At 38.5% G+C, this 19,225-nt stretch carries 15 protein-coding genes and 1 tRNA gene; 10 read left to right on the top strand and 6 right to left on the bottom strand.

Features of this window, described 5'->3' with window-relative positions; translation table 11 throughout:
- Positions 1 to 216: 216 nt before the first annotated feature.
- From NMG88_RS09375 to NMG88_RS09350, 6 genes are all read left to right on the top strand, one after another.
- Complete coding sequence (locus NMG88_RS09375) at positions 217 to 2,070, top strand: ArnT family glycosyltransferase (protein ID WP_227365035.1); 1,854 nt, start codon at positions 217 to 219, stop codon at positions 2,068 to 2,070.
- 69 nt (positions 2,071 to 2,139) lie between these two features.
- Positions 2,140 to 2,616, top strand: a complete 477-nt coding sequence (locus NMG88_RS09370) for a DUF4079 domain-containing protein (RefSeq protein WP_026798068.1) — start codon at positions 2,140 to 2,142, stop codon at positions 2,614 to 2,616.
- 220 nt (positions 2,617 to 2,836) lie between these two features.
- On the top strand, positions 2,837 to 5,287 hold the full coding sequence (locus tag NMG88_RS09365) for a ComEC/Rec2 family competence protein (RefSeq protein WP_254035361.1): 2,451 nt from the start codon (positions 2,837 to 2,839) through the stop codon (positions 5,285 to 5,287).
- A 48-nt stretch (positions 5,288 to 5,335) separates the two neighbouring features.
- Positions 5,336 to 5,425 (top strand) — tRNA-Ser (locus NMG88_RS09360).
- A gap of 56 nt (positions 5,426 to 5,481) precedes the next feature.
- Positions 5,482 to 6,252, top strand: a complete 771-nt coding sequence (locus NMG88_RS09355; protein ID WP_042155690.1) for an HAD family hydrolase — start codon at positions 5,482 to 5,484, stop codon at positions 6,250 to 6,252.
- 66 nt (positions 6,253 to 6,318) lie between these two features.
- Positions 6,319 to 8,004, top strand: coding sequence for a serine/threonine-protein kinase (locus tag NMG88_RS09350; protein ID WP_227365032.1), 1,686 nt, complete (start codon positions 6,319 to 6,321; stop codon positions 8,002 to 8,004).
- A gap of 132 nt (positions 8,005 to 8,136) precedes the next feature.
- On the opposite strand, the gene NMG88_RS09345 is transcribed toward NMG88_RS09350, so the two are convergent.
- Together NMG88_RS09345 and miaB are read right to left on the bottom strand one after the other, a co-directional pair.
- Complete coding sequence (locus tag NMG88_RS09345) at positions 8,137 to 8,745, bottom strand: hypothetical protein (RefSeq protein WP_227351060.1); 609 nt, start codon at positions 8,743 to 8,745, stop codon at positions 8,137 to 8,139.
- Positions 8,742 to 10,100, bottom strand: coding sequence for a tRNA (N6-isopentenyl adenosine(37)-C2)-methylthiotransferase MiaB (miaB, locus tag NMG88_RS09340; protein ID WP_042155692.1), 1,359 nt, complete (start codon positions 10,098 to 10,100; stop codon positions 8,742 to 8,744). Before miaB ends, NMG88_RS09345 begins: the two co-directional genes overlap by 4 nt.
- Before the next feature lie 106 nt (positions 10,101 to 10,206).
- On the opposite strand from miaB, the gene NMG88_RS09335 reads away from it, so the two are divergent.
- Positions 10,207 to 10,374 (top strand): hypothetical protein, encoded by a 168-nt coding sequence (locus NMG88_RS09335; protein ID WP_227381307.1) that lies wholly within the window; start codon positions 10,207 to 10,209, stop codon positions 10,372 to 10,374.
- A gap of 23 nt (positions 10,375 to 10,397) precedes the next feature.
- Here NMG88_RS09335 and NMG88_RS09330 read toward each other — a convergent pair whose 3' ends face one another.
- The 4 genes from NMG88_RS09330 to NMG88_RS09315 form a co-directional block, all read right to left on the bottom strand.
- Positions 10,398 to 11,027, bottom strand: coding sequence for a hypothetical protein (locus NMG88_RS09330; RefSeq protein ID WP_235751856.1), 630 nt, complete (start codon positions 11,025 to 11,027; stop codon positions 10,398 to 10,400).
- Entirely contained in the window at positions 11,018 to 12,139 is a 1,122-nt protein-coding gene (locus NMG88_RS09325; protein WP_235751857.1) for an AAA family ATPase, read from the bottom strand. Before NMG88_RS09325 ends, NMG88_RS09330 begins: the two co-directional genes overlap by 10 nt.
- Positions 12,140 to 12,187: 48 nt before the next feature.
- The gene (locus NMG88_RS09320; protein ID WP_042155694.1) at positions 12,188 to 12,931 is read right to left on the bottom strand and encodes a Uma2 family endonuclease; all 744 of its coding nucleotides are present in this window, start codon (positions 12,929 to 12,931) and stop codon (positions 12,188 to 12,190) included.
- Between the two features lie 112 nt (positions 12,932 to 13,043).
- Positions 13,044 to 14,957 carry a S9 family peptidase gene (locus tag NMG88_RS09315; RefSeq protein WP_042155696.1) on the bottom strand — a complete coding sequence of 638 codons (1,914 nt, stop codon included), beginning with the start codon at positions 14,955 to 14,957 and terminating at the stop codon, positions 13,044 to 13,046.
- A gap of 408 nt (positions 14,958 to 15,365) precedes the next feature.
- Here NMG88_RS09315 and urtA point away from each other — a divergent pair, with 408 nt between their 5' ends.
- The 3 genes from urtA (at position 15,366) to urtC (ending at position 19,222) form a co-directional block, all read left to right on the top strand.
- Entirely contained in the window at positions 15,366 to 16,694 is a 1,329-nt protein-coding gene (gene urtA / locus NMG88_RS09310; RefSeq protein WP_071782862.1) for an urea ABC transporter substrate-binding protein, read from the top strand.
- A gap of 189 nt (positions 16,695 to 16,883) precedes the next feature.
- Positions 16,884 to 18,047, top strand: coding sequence for an ABC transporter permease (locus NMG88_RS09305; protein ID WP_027249663.1), 1,164 nt, complete (start codon positions 16,884 to 16,886; stop codon positions 18,045 to 18,047).
- Entirely contained in the window at positions 18,044 to 19,222 is a 1,179-nt protein-coding gene (urtC, locus tag NMG88_RS09300; protein ID WP_235751860.1) for an urea ABC transporter permease subunit UrtC, read from the top strand. Before NMG88_RS09305 ends, urtC begins: the two co-directional genes overlap by 4 nt.
- The last annotated feature ends 3 nt before the right edge of the window (positions 19,223 to 19,225 follow it).

Here is a 19,225-nt window from a genome sequence, read left to right as displayed (position 1 = left end):
GGAACAGCCCCCCCAAACCCCCCGTGCACGGGGGGCTTGGGGGGGAGGGAACACCGGGGGAAACACTTTACCGTCTGGGTTCTAAGATCCGTCTGGTGTCTTAACTGCCTTGGCGGTTGCTATAACTAATTGATATATTGAATTAGGTGTTAGTTAGATAACACATTAACAGTAAACTGTCAATATCTCAATCGTTAATATCTGCATTTTTAGCCAATGAAATCAAGTTCAAATCGAAAAATTCCCAGCTTTTTTTTACCTCTACTCAAAACACCTGGGTTCCCTTGGCTAGTTTTTATTTTAGGTTTAGGTTTAATCGGTTTTCTGGCTTTTTTTTGGAACTTAGGAACTTCAGGTTTACTCGATGAAACAGAACCTTTATTTGCGGAATCTGCGCGTCAAATGTTGGTAAATGGAGATTGGATTACTCCCTATTTTAATCAGGAAACCCGTTTCGATAAGCCGCCATTAATTTATTGGTTAATGGCAATTTCCTATCAGATAGTTGGGGTGAATGAATGGGGAGTCCGTCTTCCTTCGGCATTTTCTGGTTTTCTTCTCGTTTGTTTAGGATTTTATACTTTAAGTTATTACGTCCAACAGACCCAATTTTATACTATAAAAGATAATCAAAAACAAGATTTTATTTCTCCATTGGTTCAACCAGGTTTTAGAAAGATTATTTTACATCCTTTACCTTGGATGGGGGCTTTATTAATCGCATTTAATCCGGGGATTCTGGCTTGGGCAAGAATTGGGGTTTCCGATATGTTATTAACTGGGTGTTTGGGTTCGGCGTTATTAGCTTTTTTTCTGGGATATGCAAAGTCAGAATTACAGGAAGGGCAAGATTTACCTCCAGGTTTTAATTCTTATAAAATTTGGTATTTGGCTTTTTATATTTTAACCGCTTTAGCTGTTTTAACCAAAGGCCCGGTGGGGATTGTTTTACCGATTTTAATTATTGGTTCATTTTTAATTTATTTGGGAGAAGGGCGCAAAGTTTTAAAAGAAATGGATTTATTAAAGGGAAGTTTAATTTTTTTAGTAATTACAATTTCTTGGTATGTTTTAGTAATTTTAGTTAATGGTCAAAACTATATTAACTCTTTTTTTGGTTATCATAATTTTCAACGATTTACAACGGTTGTGAATCACCATTCTGCTCCTTGGTATTTCTATTTTATTGTAGTTTTAGTCGGATTTGCACCATTTTCTGTGTATTTACCTCCGGCGATCGCTTCAACAAAATTCTGGAAACGTCGCTATTGGCAACATCAAACTCGAATTAAACAACTCCAATTATTTGCTGTTTTTTGGTTTGGCGGAATTTTTATATTTTTCACCCTAGCGGTTACTAAGCTTCCCAGTTATATTTTGCCCCTGATTCCTGCCTCAGTTTTATTAGTATCTTTATTTTGGAATAATATCATCTCTAAAAATAGCTTTCAAAAAAATAAATTTAATTCCCTAAATATTGCAATTTTTATTAATATTTTATTTGTTTTTTTGGCATCTATTGGCAGTTATTTTAGTAAAAATTTAATTGGATATGATGCAGATATGCCGGATTTTAGAGGGGATTTACAAGCCTCTGGGATTCCAAATATATCGGCTTTGATTTGGGTGATCACAACATTAGGAATAGTCCTAAGTTGGTGGAAAGGTCGAATTTCATCTATTTTTATAGTTAATATTTTGGGATTTATTGTTTTTTTTATTGTGGCGGTAACTCCCACCTATAGTTTACTCGATCAACATCGACAAGAACCCTTACGACACCTAGCCCAAACCGTCGTACAACAGCGAAAATTAGGGGAAGAATTAATTATGATTGGTTTCAAAAAACCCAGTTTAGTTTTTTATACTCAACATCGAGTGCAATACCGTCCTGACCCCCGGGATGCGATCGCCTATATTCAAACTCCATTGGTGCAAAAATCTCCTCCCCAAACCCTTTTAATTTTGGCACATCCCCAAGAATTAATTGATCTAGGATTAAAACCCGATCAATATCAAATTATGGATCAAGCGGGTGCTTATCAACTCATTCGGGTTCATAAAACGTAATCTAGCAATTCGGTACCTAATTGTCCTAAACTAAACTATGGAAATCTAATCGGCTTTTGAACAAAAAATATGAGTTTAGTTGAACTTTTAGAACCCATTGCTAATCTATTTCGGGGTTTAGGTATTCCCGAACCTATCACCCATTGGGGACATCCGGTGATGATGGGAACTGTTATTTTTACGATGGGGAGTTATGTGGGTTGGACGGGATGGCGCGGGCGTCTCGCAGCAGATAAGGAAGTCGCCTTAAAAAATCGTGCTGACCACCGAAAACTCGCCCCTTTAATGTTTTTGTTTTTGGCATTAGGCTACACGGGAGGTTTATTATCTTTAGTAATGCAAAAAGAACCCATTTTAGAAAGTCCCCACTTCTGGACAGGAACAATATTATTAGGATTGTTATTAACTAATAGTCTGATTGCTTTTACCGGATTTAACAAAGATAACTCTGGTTTTAGGGCGACCCATGCTTATATTGGAACCGTTATCTTAGGATTAATGTTAGTCCATACCTTTTTAGGTTTAAAGTTAGGATTGTCTATCTAATATTGTTGACGGTTGGCTATTGAAACCAAGAAACTCCCCCTGATCCCTATTTTGTCATATAGCAACCGCCAAGGCAGTTAGGACACCAGACGGATCTTGTAACCCAGACAGTGAAGTATTTTCCCCCGGTGTTCCCTCCCCCCCTAGCCCCCCGTGCACGGGGGGCTAGGGGGGGCTGTTCCCTGTTCCCTGTTCCCTGTTCCCTGTTCCCTGCTATATCATGAATCAGACGGTGATTTTAATTCTGGCTTTTGCTTATCTCTTAGGTTTGCTAGTGGGTGTAATTCCTGGGGGAAATTATGCAATATTAGGTTTAGGAATTATATTGGCAATAGCCACCGCCCTAAAACAAGTTTATCAACAAAAACAATCCCGTCAAGCTCGAATTAAACAATTTACTCGGCAAAAACAAACCCGCAAAGATGCCCTAACTGATCCGATTGAATTTGTAGATAAAATCCCTAAAATTCCCCGTCCTAAAATTCCCTTTTGGGTGTGGTTATTAGCCGGAATTATTGCTTTTTTAGCCAGTGTTTATTTACAAATCAGAACGCCTCAACCCGCGACAAATGATATTAGTCAGTTAATTATTAATAGTGGAAATAGCCAAGATTTATTAATTACGGTTCGGGGAGAAGTTAGCAGTATTCCTCGGTTAACTCGTTCAGGACGGGGACAATTTTGGCTAGAGGTGAATCAAGTTAATGAAATTACTAATAATAATACGACCATTGCCGTTAGTAAAGATGTTAGTGGTTTGGTTTATGTGACTGTTCCCCTATTAAAAGCTACGGGATTATATCCGGGGGAAAGTATAGCAATTACTGGAAGTTTATACAAACCTCAACCCCCTTCTAACCCGGGGGGATTTGATTTTCAAAACTATCTCGCTCAACAGGGATCATTTACCGGACTTCGAGGACGTTATATTAGTCATGATGATAGTCAACCGCCTCCTTGGGGACTATGGAAAATTCGCCAACGGATTACCCGCGCTCAAGCTCAATTATTAGGAGTTCCCAAAGGTTCCCTATTAAGCGCGATGGTCTTAGGACGTTTAGCTGTTGATTTACCCTACGATATTAGAGATATTTTTGTTCAAGTTGGACTGGCTCATATTTTAGCAGCTTCAGGATTTCAAGTATCATTTTTATTGGGAGTTATTTTAGCGATTACTCAAAAGTTTTCTCCCAGGATAAGATTTAGTTTGGGATTATTAACCTTACTGATTTATTTGGGATTAACAGGGATTTCTCCTTCGGTATTACGAGCAACATTAATGGGTTTGGCGGTATTAATTGCTCTGTTAAGCCAACGGCAAACTAAACCTTTAAACGTATTATTAATTGTTGCTATCTTATTATTAATTGCTAATCCAAATTGGATTTTTGATATTGGATTTCAACTCAGTTTTTTAGCAACTTTAGGATTAATGGTTACGGTTCCTGCCTTAATGGAAAGATTAAATTGGATGCCCCCTTTCTTCGCATCTTTAATTGCTGTTCCTTTATCAGCACTAATCTGGACATTACCTTTGCAACTCTATTTTTTTAAAGTATTATCTCCCTATAGTATTCTGGTTAATATTATCGCATCTCCCCTGATTTCTATTATTACATTGGGAGGGATGGCGAGTGCTTTATCCGCCTTATTAGTACCCAGTTTGGGAAGTGCGATCGCCCAATTTCTCTATTATCCAATTTTAGGTTTAATTGAAATCGCCAAATATTTTAGTCAACTGCCAGGAAATTCGATTGCAGTTGGGAGTATTTCCCTGATTCAATTAATAACTCTCTATAGTTTAATTGTGATAATTTGGGTTTATTTTACCTGGATTAATCCGGCATCAAACCCCAAATTTTCCCGATCAAAAACCCAATTTATTCCTGTTCTCTTTGCCGTCACCTTAGCCCTATTGATTGTGATTATCCCCAGTTGGTATACTAAAACCCTAGGGTTTCAAGCCAACCTTCTCAATACTCCTCAAGAACCGATTTTAGTGATTGAAGAAAAAGGACAAGTTACCTTAATCAATAGTGGGAGTCAGAACACCGCTAAATTTGCAATTTTACCCTTTTTAAATGCCCAAGGGATTAATGCTATTAATAACGCCGTAGCTACCCATTCCCAACTGGGTTTAAGTATTGGTTGGCCGTTGATTTTAGAAAATATTCCGATTCAAACTTTTTATGATAATCCTACTCCGAAAAAAAACTATCAAGCCACCAATGAAATCATTCTAAAAGCCTTAGCCCAACAAAAAGGAAATTATGTTTCCCTAACTGTTGGTCAACCAATTATGTTAGGTTCTGTAGAACTGGAATTATTAAATGCTCAACCTCCAGTAATTCAATTTAAAATTGATCAAAATCTTTGGACATTACTAGGAGAAACTTCCGCCTTCCAACAACAACAGTTAATTCAAAAGGTCAGGTCAACTCAGGTATTATGGTGGTCGGGAGAATCCTTAACCCCGGAACTTTTATCCGTATTAAGGCCTAAAATTGCGATCGCTTCTTCCAATTCTATTGATCCGAAAACAGTAGAAACCCTGAATCAACAGCAAACTCAAATCTTCTGGACGGGTCGAGATGGGGCTTTAAAATGGACGCCGACCCAGGGTTTTGAAACAACTTTAGATTTTGATCAAACAGATGGTTCCCTTCTCTGATATAATTCAAAAAGTGGTTTAGAATTAGATATAGATCATTTCTAACTTGGAGAGGTGGCAGAGTTGGTCGAATGCGACACACTCGAAATGTGTTAGGGGCTTTACGGTTCCTCGTGGGTTCGAATCCCACCCTCTCCGTTTTTTCCGCCCCCGATCATTAAAATACTTGAATCATTGATAGGGGGGTTGTGTCCATGTCCTTAATGCCATTGAGCGAAGCCATAGAAGCCAATGCACTCGATAATACTCGTTTAATTGCAACGGATATTGATGGAACTTTAACCCAAAACGGAAAATTTACCTCGGATTTATTCCAGGCTTTGTTTGCATTAAAACAGGCTAAAATTCCGGTAATTTTAATTACAGGACGGTCGGCGGGATGGGTACAAGCCTTAAAAAATTATCTTCCGGTGACAGGTGCGATCGCCGAGAATGGCGGTTTATATTATCCCTTGGAGTCTGATCAGCCACAATTTTTAATCTCTTTAAATTCTATCTCCCAACATCGTAAAAATTTAGCCCAAGCGTTTCAAATTCTCCAAGTTCAGTATCCCCATCTCCAGGCTTCCGAAGATAATCCTTTTCGGTTTACGGATTGGACATTTGATATTCAAAATATTAGTTTATCAGAAATTCAACAATTAACAGAACTCTGTGCAGAATTGGGTTGGGGATTTACCTATAGCACTGTTCAAGGTCATATTAAACCTAAAAACCAAGACAAAGCCACGGGATTATTAAAGGTTATTCAACAATATTGGTCAGAGTTAACCCCGGAACAAATTCTTACTATTGGCGATAGTCCTAATGATCAAACTCTATTTAATTCTGAGTTATTTCCTCAGTCTATTGGAGTTGCTAATCTCTTAGAATATAGGGATCAATTAACCCATAAACCCCGTTATATTACCGCAGGTTTAGAAGTTGAAGGATTTTGTCAAATTGCGAAAGTTTTTAATTTATAATGGTGTTTGTTGTTGTTGCTAAGACCTCTTGTAAGAGTGCGCTTAAGCGCAACAACACTCACAGTTGTGTTATTATCGACTCAACAATATATTCCCTCACCTGCGATGAGTTATTGTATGACCGTAGGATGTTCTCATCCAGAAAATCTCAACTCAGCCGAATATTGTCAAGGTTGTGGTCAATTTCTATTACTTCAAAACCGTTATCTCGCCATAAAACCTTTAAGTAGAGGCGGTTTTGGTCGGACATTTTTGGCAATTGATCAACAAATTCCTTCCCATCCCCATTGTGTAATTAAACAATTCTTTGTGCAATATGAAAACCCCCAGGATTATCAAACCGCCGCTAAATTATTTCGTCAGGAAGCAGTCCGTTTAGATCAATTGGGAAAACACCCTCAAATTCCTCAACTATTAGCACATTTTGAACAAAACAAACAATTGTTTATTATTCAAGAATATATTCAGGGAAAAACCCTATTTGATGAATTAAAACAAGATGGATTATTTACAGAACAAAAAATTTGGCAAGTTTTAAAACAAATTCTCCCTATTTTACAATTTATTCATGAACAAAATATTATTCATCGAGATATTAAACCTGCTAATTTGATGCGGCGTTGTTCTCTCCCCTCCTCTGGTGAAAACTCCTTAGATACGGTTGTAGATTTAACCCAAATTCCGCCTACTATTCCAATGAGAGATCAGGAACAGGCTCAAATTAGTGCTAAACTCAAATCAACTATTTATCCTATTTTATCCCCAGAAAATTCCGACCTTCAAACAAGCACGGATTTTAATAAAAATGATATTGTTTTAATAGATTTTGGGATTTCCAAACTGTTAACAGGAACCGCTTTACTCCACAGTGGAACTATTGTCGGAACACCGGAATTTATGGCTCCTGAACAAATGAGAGGAACCGTTTATCCCGCTAGTGATTTATATAGTTTAGGGCTAACTTGTTTATATTTAATCACGGGAATTTCCCCTGGAAAATTATATGATGATCATGATGAAAAATGGAATTGGCGAAGTTATTTAATCCCGCAACAAATTATTAGCGATCGCTTAGAAACCGTTTTAAATAAATTAATTGTGATCGCCATTAATCAACGTTATAAATCCGCCGAAGAAGTCTTAACAGCAATTCAATCTTCTGAAACGCCTGTAAATATAGCAGTTAAACCGGTTATTCCGATTAAAAAAACATCTGCAAAAGTCGTCCAAACTCCAGCTAAAACGCCTAATTTATTAGAGAGAATTAAACAAAACTTAGGCTATCAGCCCTTAAATGATCCTTTAAAATCCGCCGTGGGAGTCGATTATACTCAACTCCAAACCCTCTTAGCTCAAAAACGTTGGAAACAAGCGGATCAAGAAACTTGGTTTGTCCTCTGTCAAGCCCTAAAAAAATCTAAAAAAACCTATTTATACGCCCAGGATTTAGCCAATTTACCCTGTGAAGATCTACAAACCATTAATCATCTTTGGGTAAAATATAGTAATAGTCGGTTTGGATTTAGTATCCAAAATCAAATTTATCAAACAGTGGAAGGAGACTATGGAAAATTTTGTCAGCAGGTGGGATGGTTAACCTATAATCCCAATAATCCTGATTATGGCATCGAATATAAAACATCCGCCCCCACTGGACATTTACCCACCCGCAATTGGATAGTTAGCACCGGAAAATGGTGGAAAAACCTAGAAATTTTAGCCGAAAAATTAGCAAGTTGTAAAATTAATTAGTAATGAATAAAAACCCAGTCTTTCCAAGAATACCTTAACCTTGATTATCCTTCTTAGTGTCTTTGTACCTTTGTGGTTAATAAAAAAAAGACTACGGTATTGTTAAAAAAAACCAGGTTTTTATGGTATAATCTAATTAGCAGAAATTGGTTGTACAAACTGCCGATTAGCTCGCACAAAACAATGGGAAGGATCGCTAGTTTGATCGGTTTTTTCAACATAAATCCAAGGTTGCTGTTTAGTATCGTAAACCACACCAAACCCCGCCGGGCCTAAATTGATTTCAAAGTCTTGTCCTGCGGGAAGTTTTCCCACCACAGGCCAATTTTCAATATTTAATTCGGTTTTATTGCTAGGATTTTCCAATTGCGAATAATTGGTATTTCCTAACATCCGACAATCAATTCCTTGAGGATTAGATTGGGTTATTTTCCAGGAAGAATGGGGCGATCTCCGATAATCTCCATTTGCTTGTGGTTGGGGAATAGACCCCCCCTGTGTCCCCCCCTTGGTAAAGGGAGGAAAATCAGAACTTAGCCCCCCATTGTTAAGAGAGTCAGAACTTAGCCCCCCATTGTTAAGAGAGTTAGAGTCAGAACTTAGCCCCCCATTGGTAAGGGGGGGTTGGGGGGGTCTATTCGACGAATTTTGACAGGCGATCGCCCGGACGCCCATCCCCGTTAATACCAACCCCAAACCCAAGGATAAAATCACCAATCTCAAATCATTTTTAGCGGTCATACAGGTATACACAACTCAACAGGTTCCCCAGTTAAACTAAAGGGTCTTACCTGGGTTATTTTCACTTTCACCTGTTGACCTTTCAATTCCGCTAAATTTCCTGAGAAAAAGGTTAAACGATTTCCCCGGGTGCGTCCCATAACTTGAGAAGTATCTTTAGAATTTGTACCTTCAACTAACACTTCTTCAATTCTGCCTAAATAACGCTGGGAACGTTCGGCCGCCTTCACAGAAACTAAGCGATTTAACTGTTGTAAACGATCGGCTTTTATCTCGTCACTGAGTTGATTTTCCCACAACGCCGCCGGAGTCCCAGGACGGGGAGAATAGGCGGCTGTATTTAATAAATCAAAGCCAATATCATCGACTAATTTCATCGTATTTTCAAACTGTTCATCGGTTTCCCCTGGAAATCCCACAATCGCATCCGCACTAATAGAAGCATCGGGCATATATTCCCGAATGGTATGAATAATTTGGCGATATTTTTCTTGAGTATAGCCCCGCGCCATTGCCTTCAAAAGCTGATTATCTCCCGATTGAAAGGGGATATGAAAATGTTCACAAATTTTCGGTAATTCCGCACAAGCCCGAATCAATCTTTCTGTAAAATAACGGGGGTGACTGGTGGCAAATCGAATCCGTTCGATGCCAGGAACATCATGAATAAAATATAATAAATCCGTGAAATTATATAAATTCCGACCGCCAGGACTTGAACCGGGTAAATCGCGGCCGTAGGCATCAATATTTTGCCCTAATAAGGTGATTTCTTTATACCCCAAACGGCTTAATTCTTCGATTTCTTCCCGAATAGCTTCCGGTCGGCGCGATTGTTCAATCCCGCGTACATTGGGAACCACACAATAAGTACACCGTTCATTACAACCATAAATTACATTAACCCAGGCTGTTACCTCACTATCTCGACGGGGTTTAGTAATATCTTCGATGATTTCTATGGGTTCTGTGGCAACAATTTGATTGCCTTGAAATACCTGTTCTAATAGGTCTTGTAAACGGTTGGCGTGTTGTGGCCCCATGACTAAATCTATTTCAGGAACCCGACTCAGTAAGGTTTCTCCTTCCTGTTGGGCAACACATCCGGCGACAATAATGGTTAAATTCGGTTCTTTTTGTTTGCGTTTTGCCTGTCTTCCTAAATAGGAATAAACCTTTTGTTCGGCATTATCTCGAATTGTACAAGTATTATAAAGAATCACATTAGCATCATTGGGATCTTCGGTAAAATCAAAGCCCATTTCTTCTAAAACGCCAGCCATGCGTTCTGAGTCGGCTTTGTTCATCTGACAGCCGAAAGTTGTAATATGATAACGTTGGGAATTTGTAGTCATCGAATTTTAGAAGTCTCCTATCTCTTGAGAAAGGTTAAATTTAGCCTTTCTACAGAGTTTATTATAATTCATTTTGTCTAGTTTTGTGATCTTTAAGGTTAAAAAAATGAAACCCAAACAGATTGTTTACACGGTAGCTGCTATTTCAATTGTTGGGTCTTTCCTGTTAACTACTCAAAATCCGGCTTTAGAATTATCATTTTTAACAGGATTTTTATTAGCAATTTTAACCAAAGGAATCAGAAAACGGCGTTCTGTGTCTAAAGATATTTGAAGGTTATTATCAGAGAAACTAACTCAATAACTAAAGTTTTGAACCTGTTGCCTAAGTTCCTCCCATTCTGGCAACCAAGTCCAAACATCTTCGTTATTCACAATATTTTGTATTCCAGTACGGCAGTCTAACTCGCTGAGAGCATCTGGAAATGGGTGTTGACCCCCTGTATTTCCCCAACAGTTCTGAAGTGGTAAAAGTCGTTGACGAGAAAGAGACAGCGCAATTCTAGCCGCAGTATAATCTGCAATGGTTCTGGCAGATTCTTCAAGTGCCTCACGATAGTCATCTATTGGCGGAGCTTTTGAACCAAGCGCACGTGATACAACTTCAGGATCAATGAGATAATTTTCAATCTCTTTTCTTTCCCAAGACCAACCAACTTGAATCGTTTGGTTGTTGACTCTAGCTGACCAATTTCGAGGGGTGTTTTGAGGTAGTGAATCATCACTATCAAAATCTCTATCTTTCACAGCAACTACAACAGAACTAGGCAGAAGATTCTGTTGCCGGATGAAAAGAATTTGCCGATCAAGACCGTATTTACTCCCAGCAGGTTTAATTGATCCACACGATCCAGACAATATATTCGTTAGAACACGAATATCAGGACTTTTGTTTCCTCCTTCACAATAAAGTATATTTATAGACACAAAGAACCTCCTGGCAAGCGGTAGGTTTCTGCTTCACCAATCATGTTATTTACAGCTTCAGAGTGTGTTGTCAAAATAAATTGACAGGTAGGGGCAATTTTAGGAAGTTGATTAACTAAAAGTTGTGCTACAGGTGGATGTAGGTTTAGATCAATTTCGTCTACCAAAACAATTGAGTATGCGATTTGCTGTCTAACGATTTCATATAACATCGGAAAAACAGACTGTTCTCCTGCTGACATTTCAACAATGTCATAGGTTCTATGCCCATCATTCAGTGTGAAATAAGTATTTTGTTCGGTTGGAGAATCATGACTCGGTTGATATTCTATACCGATGAATGAACGATCTGGAAAAACCTTCTTGTAAAGCATCTCTAATTGCGAAAGGTAGTCAACTGAATAATTGTAAGATTGTGGTCTTTGTTTCCATTGCTTCCATTGTTTCCATTGAATTAAATATTGACGCAAACGCCCAACTCCCGACTCAAATGAGATTTCAGCAGCAGTCTCTCTAAAACCATCTCCGCCACTTTCTGGAGTTGGTTTTGAACCCAGATTCCGAAACTGATCGAACCAGAATATACCGGGAAGTTTCGAGAATTCTGAGCGAATCGATGGATCTCTGTTCAATAATTTTTGAGCATAATAACGTCCTTGAAACTGAGCGCGTTCTTGCTGATCATTATTTTCTCCAACTTTCCAGTATTCACCATTCAAAATTAATTTAACTAAGCGATTATTCCCCGGTTCAACAAAATTCTGAGGACGAAATTCAATGGGTTGTGCCTCATACCATCTTTGGGCGACTGATTTTGTTGCCTCAAGTTCCTCATCTTCAAATGATATTTCTAATTCAATATGTGGAGAACCCCAAGCAAAAAAACGACCGGGCAAAAAACCCACCCAATCGAAATCATATACTGTTGTACGCTGTTTAGTCGCTAGTGCTAATGGAAGCGCAATTGCCTGCAAAAGTGTTGTTTTCCCTGTACCATTATCACCCAGTATCAGAAAGCGATTTGTAACCTCTTGAAGCGTCTTGTTTTTAAAAGAAACTTCAAGATTATCAAATCGCTTGAATTTTTGGACTGTAATAGATTCTATTTTCATTTTTCACTATCCTCTAAATAAATTTGAGAAAACGTTGATAAAAGAGGGTTAAACCTCTCCCATATCTAAACCTAACGCTTCAGCAATTTGTTCGTTTGTTAACCCCATTTCTCGTAACCGAGGAATAGCGTTACGCCGAGATTTTTCAGCCCGTTCAGCCCGTTCTTTTCCGGTGGGAATAATCACCCCTTGATCATCACACCACCGTAACCAAAAATCCTGTTTTTCTTCATATATTCCTGACCAAATAGTTAATCCTAAACCAACTTGTTCTAACCAAAATATTGATTGATTTTCAATTTCTGTTGTTTCCAATAATTGATAGTTTCCCTCCCGTAGAACATAAACTCGTAATAAAATATCGCCCAATTGTTGTAACGGGTCAAACACAACATAATATGTTACCCGCATCCGGGCATAATTAATTAACTTACTTCCGAGTTCATTTCCTTCTTGATTAGAAACAATTTCAATCACCACATCGGGCGGTTTTCCAAACTCCCAAATAAAATAAGTCCGATTTCGTTTTTCTCGAAAATCCGGCGGAACTTCCACATCTAAAGATAAAAATACATCGGGTACAATGGGAGGATGACGGAGTGCATAGAAAATACCCACATTTGCATCAGCTAAAAATGTTGAATTTTCTCCTAATCTTTGCCAAGAACTATATAAACATTCAACTAATAAACGCTGTAACTTTGCAGATAAAAAATTATCCACAGGAGTATCATCCTCGGTAATAACTTCAGTTAAATCAATCGTAGGAGGTTGAATCGGTGTGACAGACATAATAATTCATGCTATCTGTTTATAGACCATTATATACGGGACTTACGCAAATTTGGGGATGTAACCCTATATGTAGGGGTAATTCATGAATTACCCCTACAGTTAAATTGGTTTATTTTGCAGGTTCAAAACCAAAAATTTTGGCATAAAAACCAAATTCACCATCAATAGTACGTTTAATATTTTCCGCTTTCCTGAAGCCATGTTGCTCTCCTTCAAACAGAACATATTCCACCGTAACTCCTTTCGCTTTTAACGCTTCTACCATTATTTCTGCTTGGTTGGGAGGCACAATTTTATCCTCTGAACCCTGAAAAAATATCACCGGACAGGATAATTTATCAACATGATAAATCGGAGAACGCTGTTGATAAATAGCCTTTTCTTCTGGATAAATCCCAATTAAACCATCCAAATAACGGGATTCAAATTTATGGGTATCCGTTGCTAAAGCTGCTAAATCACTGACTCCATAATAACTAGCCCCCGCCTTAAATAGATCCTTAAATGTTAAAGCACATAAAGTAGTATAACCGCCCGCACTTCCGCCCGCAATTGCCATTCGATTTCCGTCCACAAAACCCTGTTCTGCCAGATATTTTGCCCCGTTACAACAATCATCCACATCCACAATTCCCCAACTTTTATTTAACCGTTGACGGTACTCCCGCCCGTAACCCGTACTTCCCCCATAATTGACGTCTAAAACCGCAAATCCTCGACTTGTCCAGTATTGATTTTTTAAGCTCAAACTGCTAGAAGTAGCCGCCGTTGGCCCACCATGACTTTTAACAACTAAAGGCGGTTTTTCTCCCTCTGAAACTTGATAATCTTTGTTTTGAGGAGGATAGAAAAATCCATAGGCAGTTTTCCCATTTTCTGTAGGGAATTCTATTGGTTGAGGTACGGATAAATAGCCTTTATCTAGTACAATTTGACTAGAACGTCGTAATACTTCGAGTTCTCCCGTGTCTAAATTAAGTTGCACAATAGCACTACTTTCTATGGGAGAACTGCCAATAAATAACACTTGATTTCCTGAAACAGTTAAGCCATCAATAGCAGTATAAGGTATCTCAATATCCTCTAATTTCAGAGTTTTAGTATCCAAACTTGCTAGATACCAATTCCCATTTTTACTGTAGGTACAAATAATCTTTTCTGCGGAACTAAACCCATAAGTTGACATTCCAAAAACCCAAAGCGGTAAACCAAATTCCGCAGCCATGGGATATAGAGGTTCTATCTTTCCAGTATAGCGATATAAGTTCCACCAATTCGAGCGATCGCTTACAAAATATAACACCCCATCTGGCGACCATTGGGGTTGAAAAATAGATTCTTCTAAACCTCCCGCAATTAATACTTTTTCTCCTAATAACCCCTCAGAATTAACCTCAGCAACCCATAATTCCGTCCCATCCCAAGGCATATTTGGATGATTCCATGAAATCCAAGATAATTTGTTACCATCGGGATTTAAACGAGGAAAGGCATAAAAATCATTACCCTCGACTAAAACCCGAATATCCTCACTATTATTCAGATTAATACTGACAATGGTATTAACAGGTTCTCCCCCTTCGGTATGATCTTCTCTAACACAAATTAACCGTTGATTTTGAGTATTAATTACCCCATCCGTATAACGATATTCTGCTTCTGGGGTGATAGGGTTGGGAGTAATTTGATAGGGTGTATTTTCTCCTTGAATGTTCTGTTTGTAAAGACGTTGATCAACAAAATTAGAAAAATAAACTGTTCCTTGATTAACAATATAGGAACCCCCCCCATATTCATGAACCCGAGTTCTAATATTAAAAGACTGAGGAGTCACATCACTTAATTGATTATCAGGAGTCAAACGAACAATCACACTGCGTCCCGCTTCTGATGACCGTCCTTCTGTCCAATAAATATTATCCCCATCCCAGGTTAAACCACCGAGTCCAACGGTTCCTTCTACGATTAAATCGGCGGTAATGGGAGATTTCCAAGACCCATATTTTTCGGTTTTTTTGCTCATATTTTGATTAAGCTGTTGTTTATTTAAACTGTGATTATAGCATTACCTTTGTTTTTAAGTTTACGTCCTCATTTAAAAAATAACTCTCCTTCATTTAAAAGCTGATGTAATAAATACTCTAGCTCATCAACTGATTTAAAGAGTCATTGATTTTTCTAAGGTTTGATTATTAATTATTAATATTTTGTATTGTAGACTACAATTTACTATGCAAAACTCCTTTATTATACGAAGCCTGAATAGGAAATTGACCATACCATATCTTCATCGAATTGCAGTAAATTGTTAATTTTTAAGTGTTTTTATCTACTGCTCGATGTTTCAATTTAACCAACTCATGGTTATAGATATGGTAAAGAAAGTAGCCTATTCTTCGAGGAAAATTTTAAGTAAAATCGCTAAATAGTCATCGTGAAAAAAAATTTCGGTAGACGCAAATTCTTGGTTTATGGTTCGGCGGCCTTTGGAAGCACCCTGTTTCTGAAAGGATGTGCCAACCCTGCTACCAATAATACCACTAGCTCAACCTCCACCGCAACTCCCACAGCAACCCCTACGAGTAATGGCGATACAATTAAGGTGGGAATTCTTCACTCCTTAAGTGGAACAATGGCAATTAGTGAAACCACGGTTGTTGAAGCAGAGAAGTTAGCCATTAAAGAAATTAACGCCAATGGTGGCGTCCTCGGTAAACAAATTGAAGCCGTAGTTGAAGATGGTGCTTCTGACTGGCCAACTTTTGCCGAAAAAGCCCAAAAATTAATCGATCAAGATAAGGTTGTCACGGTTTTTGGGTGCTGGACATCTGCCAGTCGGAAAGCGGTAAAAGATATCTTTGAATCCAGAAATCATATGTTATGGTATCCGGTTCAATATGAAGGTCAAGAATGTTCTAAAAACATTTTTTATACTGGAGCCGCCCCTAACCAACAAATTGAACCTGCCGTACAATGGTTATTTGATAATAAGGGTAAGGAGTTTTTCTTAGTTGGCTCTGACTATGTTTTTCCCCGCACAGCTAACAATATTATTAAGGAACAATTAGCAGCCATTGGCGGCACAACAGTAGGGGAAGATTACTTACCGTTAGGGAATACGGAAGTTACTCCAATTATTACTAAAATCAAACAAGCATTACCCAATGGCGGTGTAATTTTTAATAGTTTAAATGGAGATAGTAATGTAGCTTTCTTCAAACAGTTACAAGGGGCGGGAATGACCCCGGAAAAATATCCGGTGATGTCGGTAAGTATTGCCGAAGAAGAAGTGCGACAAATTGGTAAAGATTTTCTTTTAGGTCACTATGCTGCTTGGAACTATTTCCAAACCGTTGACACTCCCATTAATAAGAAATGGGTAGAAGCATTTAGAGCCGAATATGGGCCAGATCGGGTGACAAATGACCCGATGGAAGCCGCTTATTTGATGGTGTATTTGTGGAAACAATCGGTAGAAAAAGCGGGAACAGCCGATGATTTAGATAAGGTTAGATTAGCTGCTATCGGTCAAAGTTTCGATGCTCCTGGCGGCAAAGTTACGATGTTCCCTAACCATCATATTTCTAAAACCGTGCGGATGGGACAGGTACGGGATGATGGATTATTTAACATTGTTTGGGCAACAGAAGGCCCCGTTGATCCAGTTCCCTGGAACCAATTTGTTCCCGCCACAAAAGGCTTTGGTTGTGACTGGACAGATCCCAAAAAAGGGGAAAAATACAAAATGGAAACGACATAATTAACCCTAGATTAGATCCCCCCTAGCCCCCCTTAAAAGGGGGGAACTTGAAGTTAAAGTCTTCCTTATTAAAAGGGGAAATTAAAGAAGTCAAAGTCTCCTTTTTTAAGGGGATTTAGGGAGATATACCCTTAGAAAAGATCAAGGAACTTTCAGTTTTCTGACCTAATTTAGAATTTTTCTTAAAAAATGCAGGATTTATTAATTGCCATCTTTAATGGAATTAGCATTGGTTCAGTGCTGTTAATGGCAGCATTAGGGTTGGCTATTGTCTTTGGACTCATGGGTGTAATTAACCTCGCTCACGGGGAATTAATTATGTTAGGAGCCTATACAACGTTTGTAGTGCAAAATATATTCAAATCCTTCGGCGAATCTCTGTTTAGTACCTACATTTTTTTTGCAATTCCGATTGCCTTTATCATCACAGCCTTAGCGGGATTAGCATTAGAAAGAGGTGTAATTAGATTTTTGTACGGAAGACCCTTAGAAACCTTATTAGCAACTTGGGGAGTTAGTTTAATTTTGCAACAATTGGTTCGCAGTGTGAGTACCACCTTTGTGATCGCAATTGTGATCTTTTGTCTACTATTTTTTGGGGGATTATGGGTACTGCGGCGACGTCCCAATTGGGAGAATATTCAAAAGTGGGCGGTTTCAGTTTTATTCCTATTATCATCAGGAATCGGTCTAACCATTGGATTAATAATTGGACAAAGCCAAAAAGCCCTATCAAAACCTTGGTTTAGTGCCAGAAACGTCGATGTTACTGCTCCTCCTTGGTTGCGAGGGGGATTAGAATTAGGCACATTTCAGATTCCCTATGCCCGAGTTTTTATTATTGTTTTAACGATACTTTGTTTAATCGGAATTTATTGGTTTTTCAACAAATCTAACTGGGGATTAAGGATTCGTTCAGTCACCCAAAATCGCACCATGAGCGCCTGTTTAGGTATCCCCACCGATACCGTTGATGCCCTGACCTTTGCCATCGGTTCAGGACTCGCAGGAATTGCCGGATGTGCGATTACATTATTAGGTTCAGTCGGCCCCAATACAGGACAAAATTATATCGTTGATACCTTCATGGTGGTGGTGGTTGGCGGGGTAGGAAATCTCCTGGGAACAGTGATTGCTTCCTTCGCCATTGGTGTTACCAGTTATTTAATCGGCTCAGGAACTCTAGCGTTATTATTAACCAACATGAACGCCGCGCCTTTCTTTGTTGATTTTTTCAACTTTTTTGCCACAACCAGTATGGCAAAAGTATTAGTTTTTGTATTAATTATTGCCTTTTTACAAGTTAAACCATCAGGAATATTTCCACAAAAAGGGAGAACGGCTGAACTATGAATAATGATGTTATTCTACCTAAAACCCAGAAGCAGAAACACAAAAAAAAGCTGATTGAAGGGTCAATAATTATGGCACTTGGCTTGTTTTTTGCCATAATTATGCCCCTAATCTTACCTACTTTTCGGTTACAATTATTGGGTCGATTTCTCGCCTTAGCCATTGCAGCATTAGGAATTGATTTAATCTGGGGATATACGGGATTATTGAGTTTAGGACATGGGATCTTTTTTGCTTTAGGGGGTTATGCCCTAGCCATGTACCTAAAATTGCAACTTCCCCCCGGACAAATCCCCGATTTTTTTACTCTCTATGGGGTGAATGATTTACCTTGGTTATGGAAACCCTTTTATTCCTTTCCCTTTACCCTATTTGCCGTGATTATTATTCCGGGGATTGTTGCCGGATTATTAGGGTATTTAGTGTTTAGAAATCGAATTAAAGGGGTATATTTTTCGATTATTACCCAAGCGGCATTAATCGTATTCTTTAACTTCTTTAATGGTCAACAACAACTAATTAATGGAACCAACGGATTAAAAACCGAAACCGATAAAATATTTGGATTTGTTGTCGGTTCTGCCCCTGTTCAGTTAGCATTTTATGAAATCACAATTCTGTTTTTAATTGCTACCTATTTAATCTGTCGTTGGTTAACCAGTGGAAGGTTTGGTAATTTATTAATTGCGATTCGAGATGATGAATTTCGGTTGAGATTCTCCGGTTATAATCCCACTTGGTTTAAGGTTTTAGTCTTTGCAATTTCTGGAGCATTTGCCGGAATTGCCGGGGCTCTGTATACCGTCCAAACCGGAATTATTACCCCGAATGCGATGGATGTTGCCTTTTCTATTGAAATGGTGATTTGGGTGGCTGTGGGAGGGCGAGGAAGTTTAATTGGGGCAATTTTAGGAACCCTATTAGTCCGCTTAGGAAGAACCGTATTAAGTGAACAATTCCCCGAAGTTTGGCTATTTTTTCAAGGGGCATTATTCTTAATTGTAGTGACAATATTACCCGATGGAATTGTGGGATGGGTACGAAACTTTAGCTTTGATAAAATTCGTGCCTTATTCGGATTTCCTAAGCCCGTGGCGACCTATCCCAGTTTAGAAGAAGACCAGGAAATAGAGTTAGAAAGAGAGGAATTTGAACAGAAAATAACCAAAGATTAAAAC

The organism is Planktothrix agardhii, assembly GCF_904830935.1.
Lineage (GTDB): Bacteria > Cyanobacteriota > Cyanobacteriia > Cyanobacteriales > Microcoleaceae > Planktothrix > Planktothrix agardhii.
Note: the sequence above shows the minus strand (reverse complement) of the source record. Positions and strands in the feature narration are given on the sequence as shown.

Coding starts and splice junctions, on each gene's coding strand:
- NMG88_RS09375 (WP_227365035.1), top strand. CDS start 217: ATGAAATCAAGTTCAAATCGAAAAATTCCCAGCTTTTTTTTACCTCTA.
- NMG88_RS09370 (WP_026798068.1), top strand. CDS start 2,140: ATGAGTTTAGTTGAACTTTTAGAACCCATTGCTAATCTATTTCGGGGT.
- NMG88_RS09365 (WP_254035361.1), top strand. CDS start 2,837: ATGAATCAGACGGTGATTTTAATTCTGGCTTTTGCTTATCTCTTAGGT.
- NMG88_RS09355 (WP_042155690.1), top strand. CDS start 5,482: ATGTCCTTAATGCCATTGAGCGAAGCCATAGAAGCCAATGCACTCGAT.
- NMG88_RS09345 (WP_227351060.1), bottom strand. CDS start 8,745: ATGACCGCTAAAAATGATTTGAGATTGGTGATTTTATCCTTGGGTTTG.
- miaB (WP_042155692.1), bottom strand. CDS start 10,100: ATGACTACAAATTCCCAACGTTATCATATTACAACTTTCGGCTGTCAG.
- NMG88_RS09335 (WP_227381307.1), top strand. CDS start 10,207: ATGAAACCCAAACAGATTGTTTACACGGTAGCTGCTATTTCAATTGTT.
- NMG88_RS09325 (WP_235751857.1), bottom strand. CDS start 12,139: ATGAAAATAGAATCTATTACAGTCCAAAAATTCAAGCGATTTGATAAT.
- NMG88_RS09320 (WP_042155694.1), bottom strand. CDS start 12,931: ATGTCTGTCACACCGATTCAACCTCCTACGATTGATTTAACTGAAGTT.
- NMG88_RS09315 (WP_042155696.1), bottom strand. CDS start 14,957: ATGAGCAAAAAAACCGAAAAATATGGGTCTTGGAAATCTCCCATTACC.
- NMG88_RS09305 (WP_027249663.1), top strand. CDS start 16,884: ATGCAGGATTTATTAATTGCCATCTTTAATGGAATTAGCATTGGTTCA.
- urtC (WP_235751860.1), top strand. CDS start 18,044: ATGAATAATGATGTTATTCTACCTAAAACCCAGAAGCAGAAACACAAA.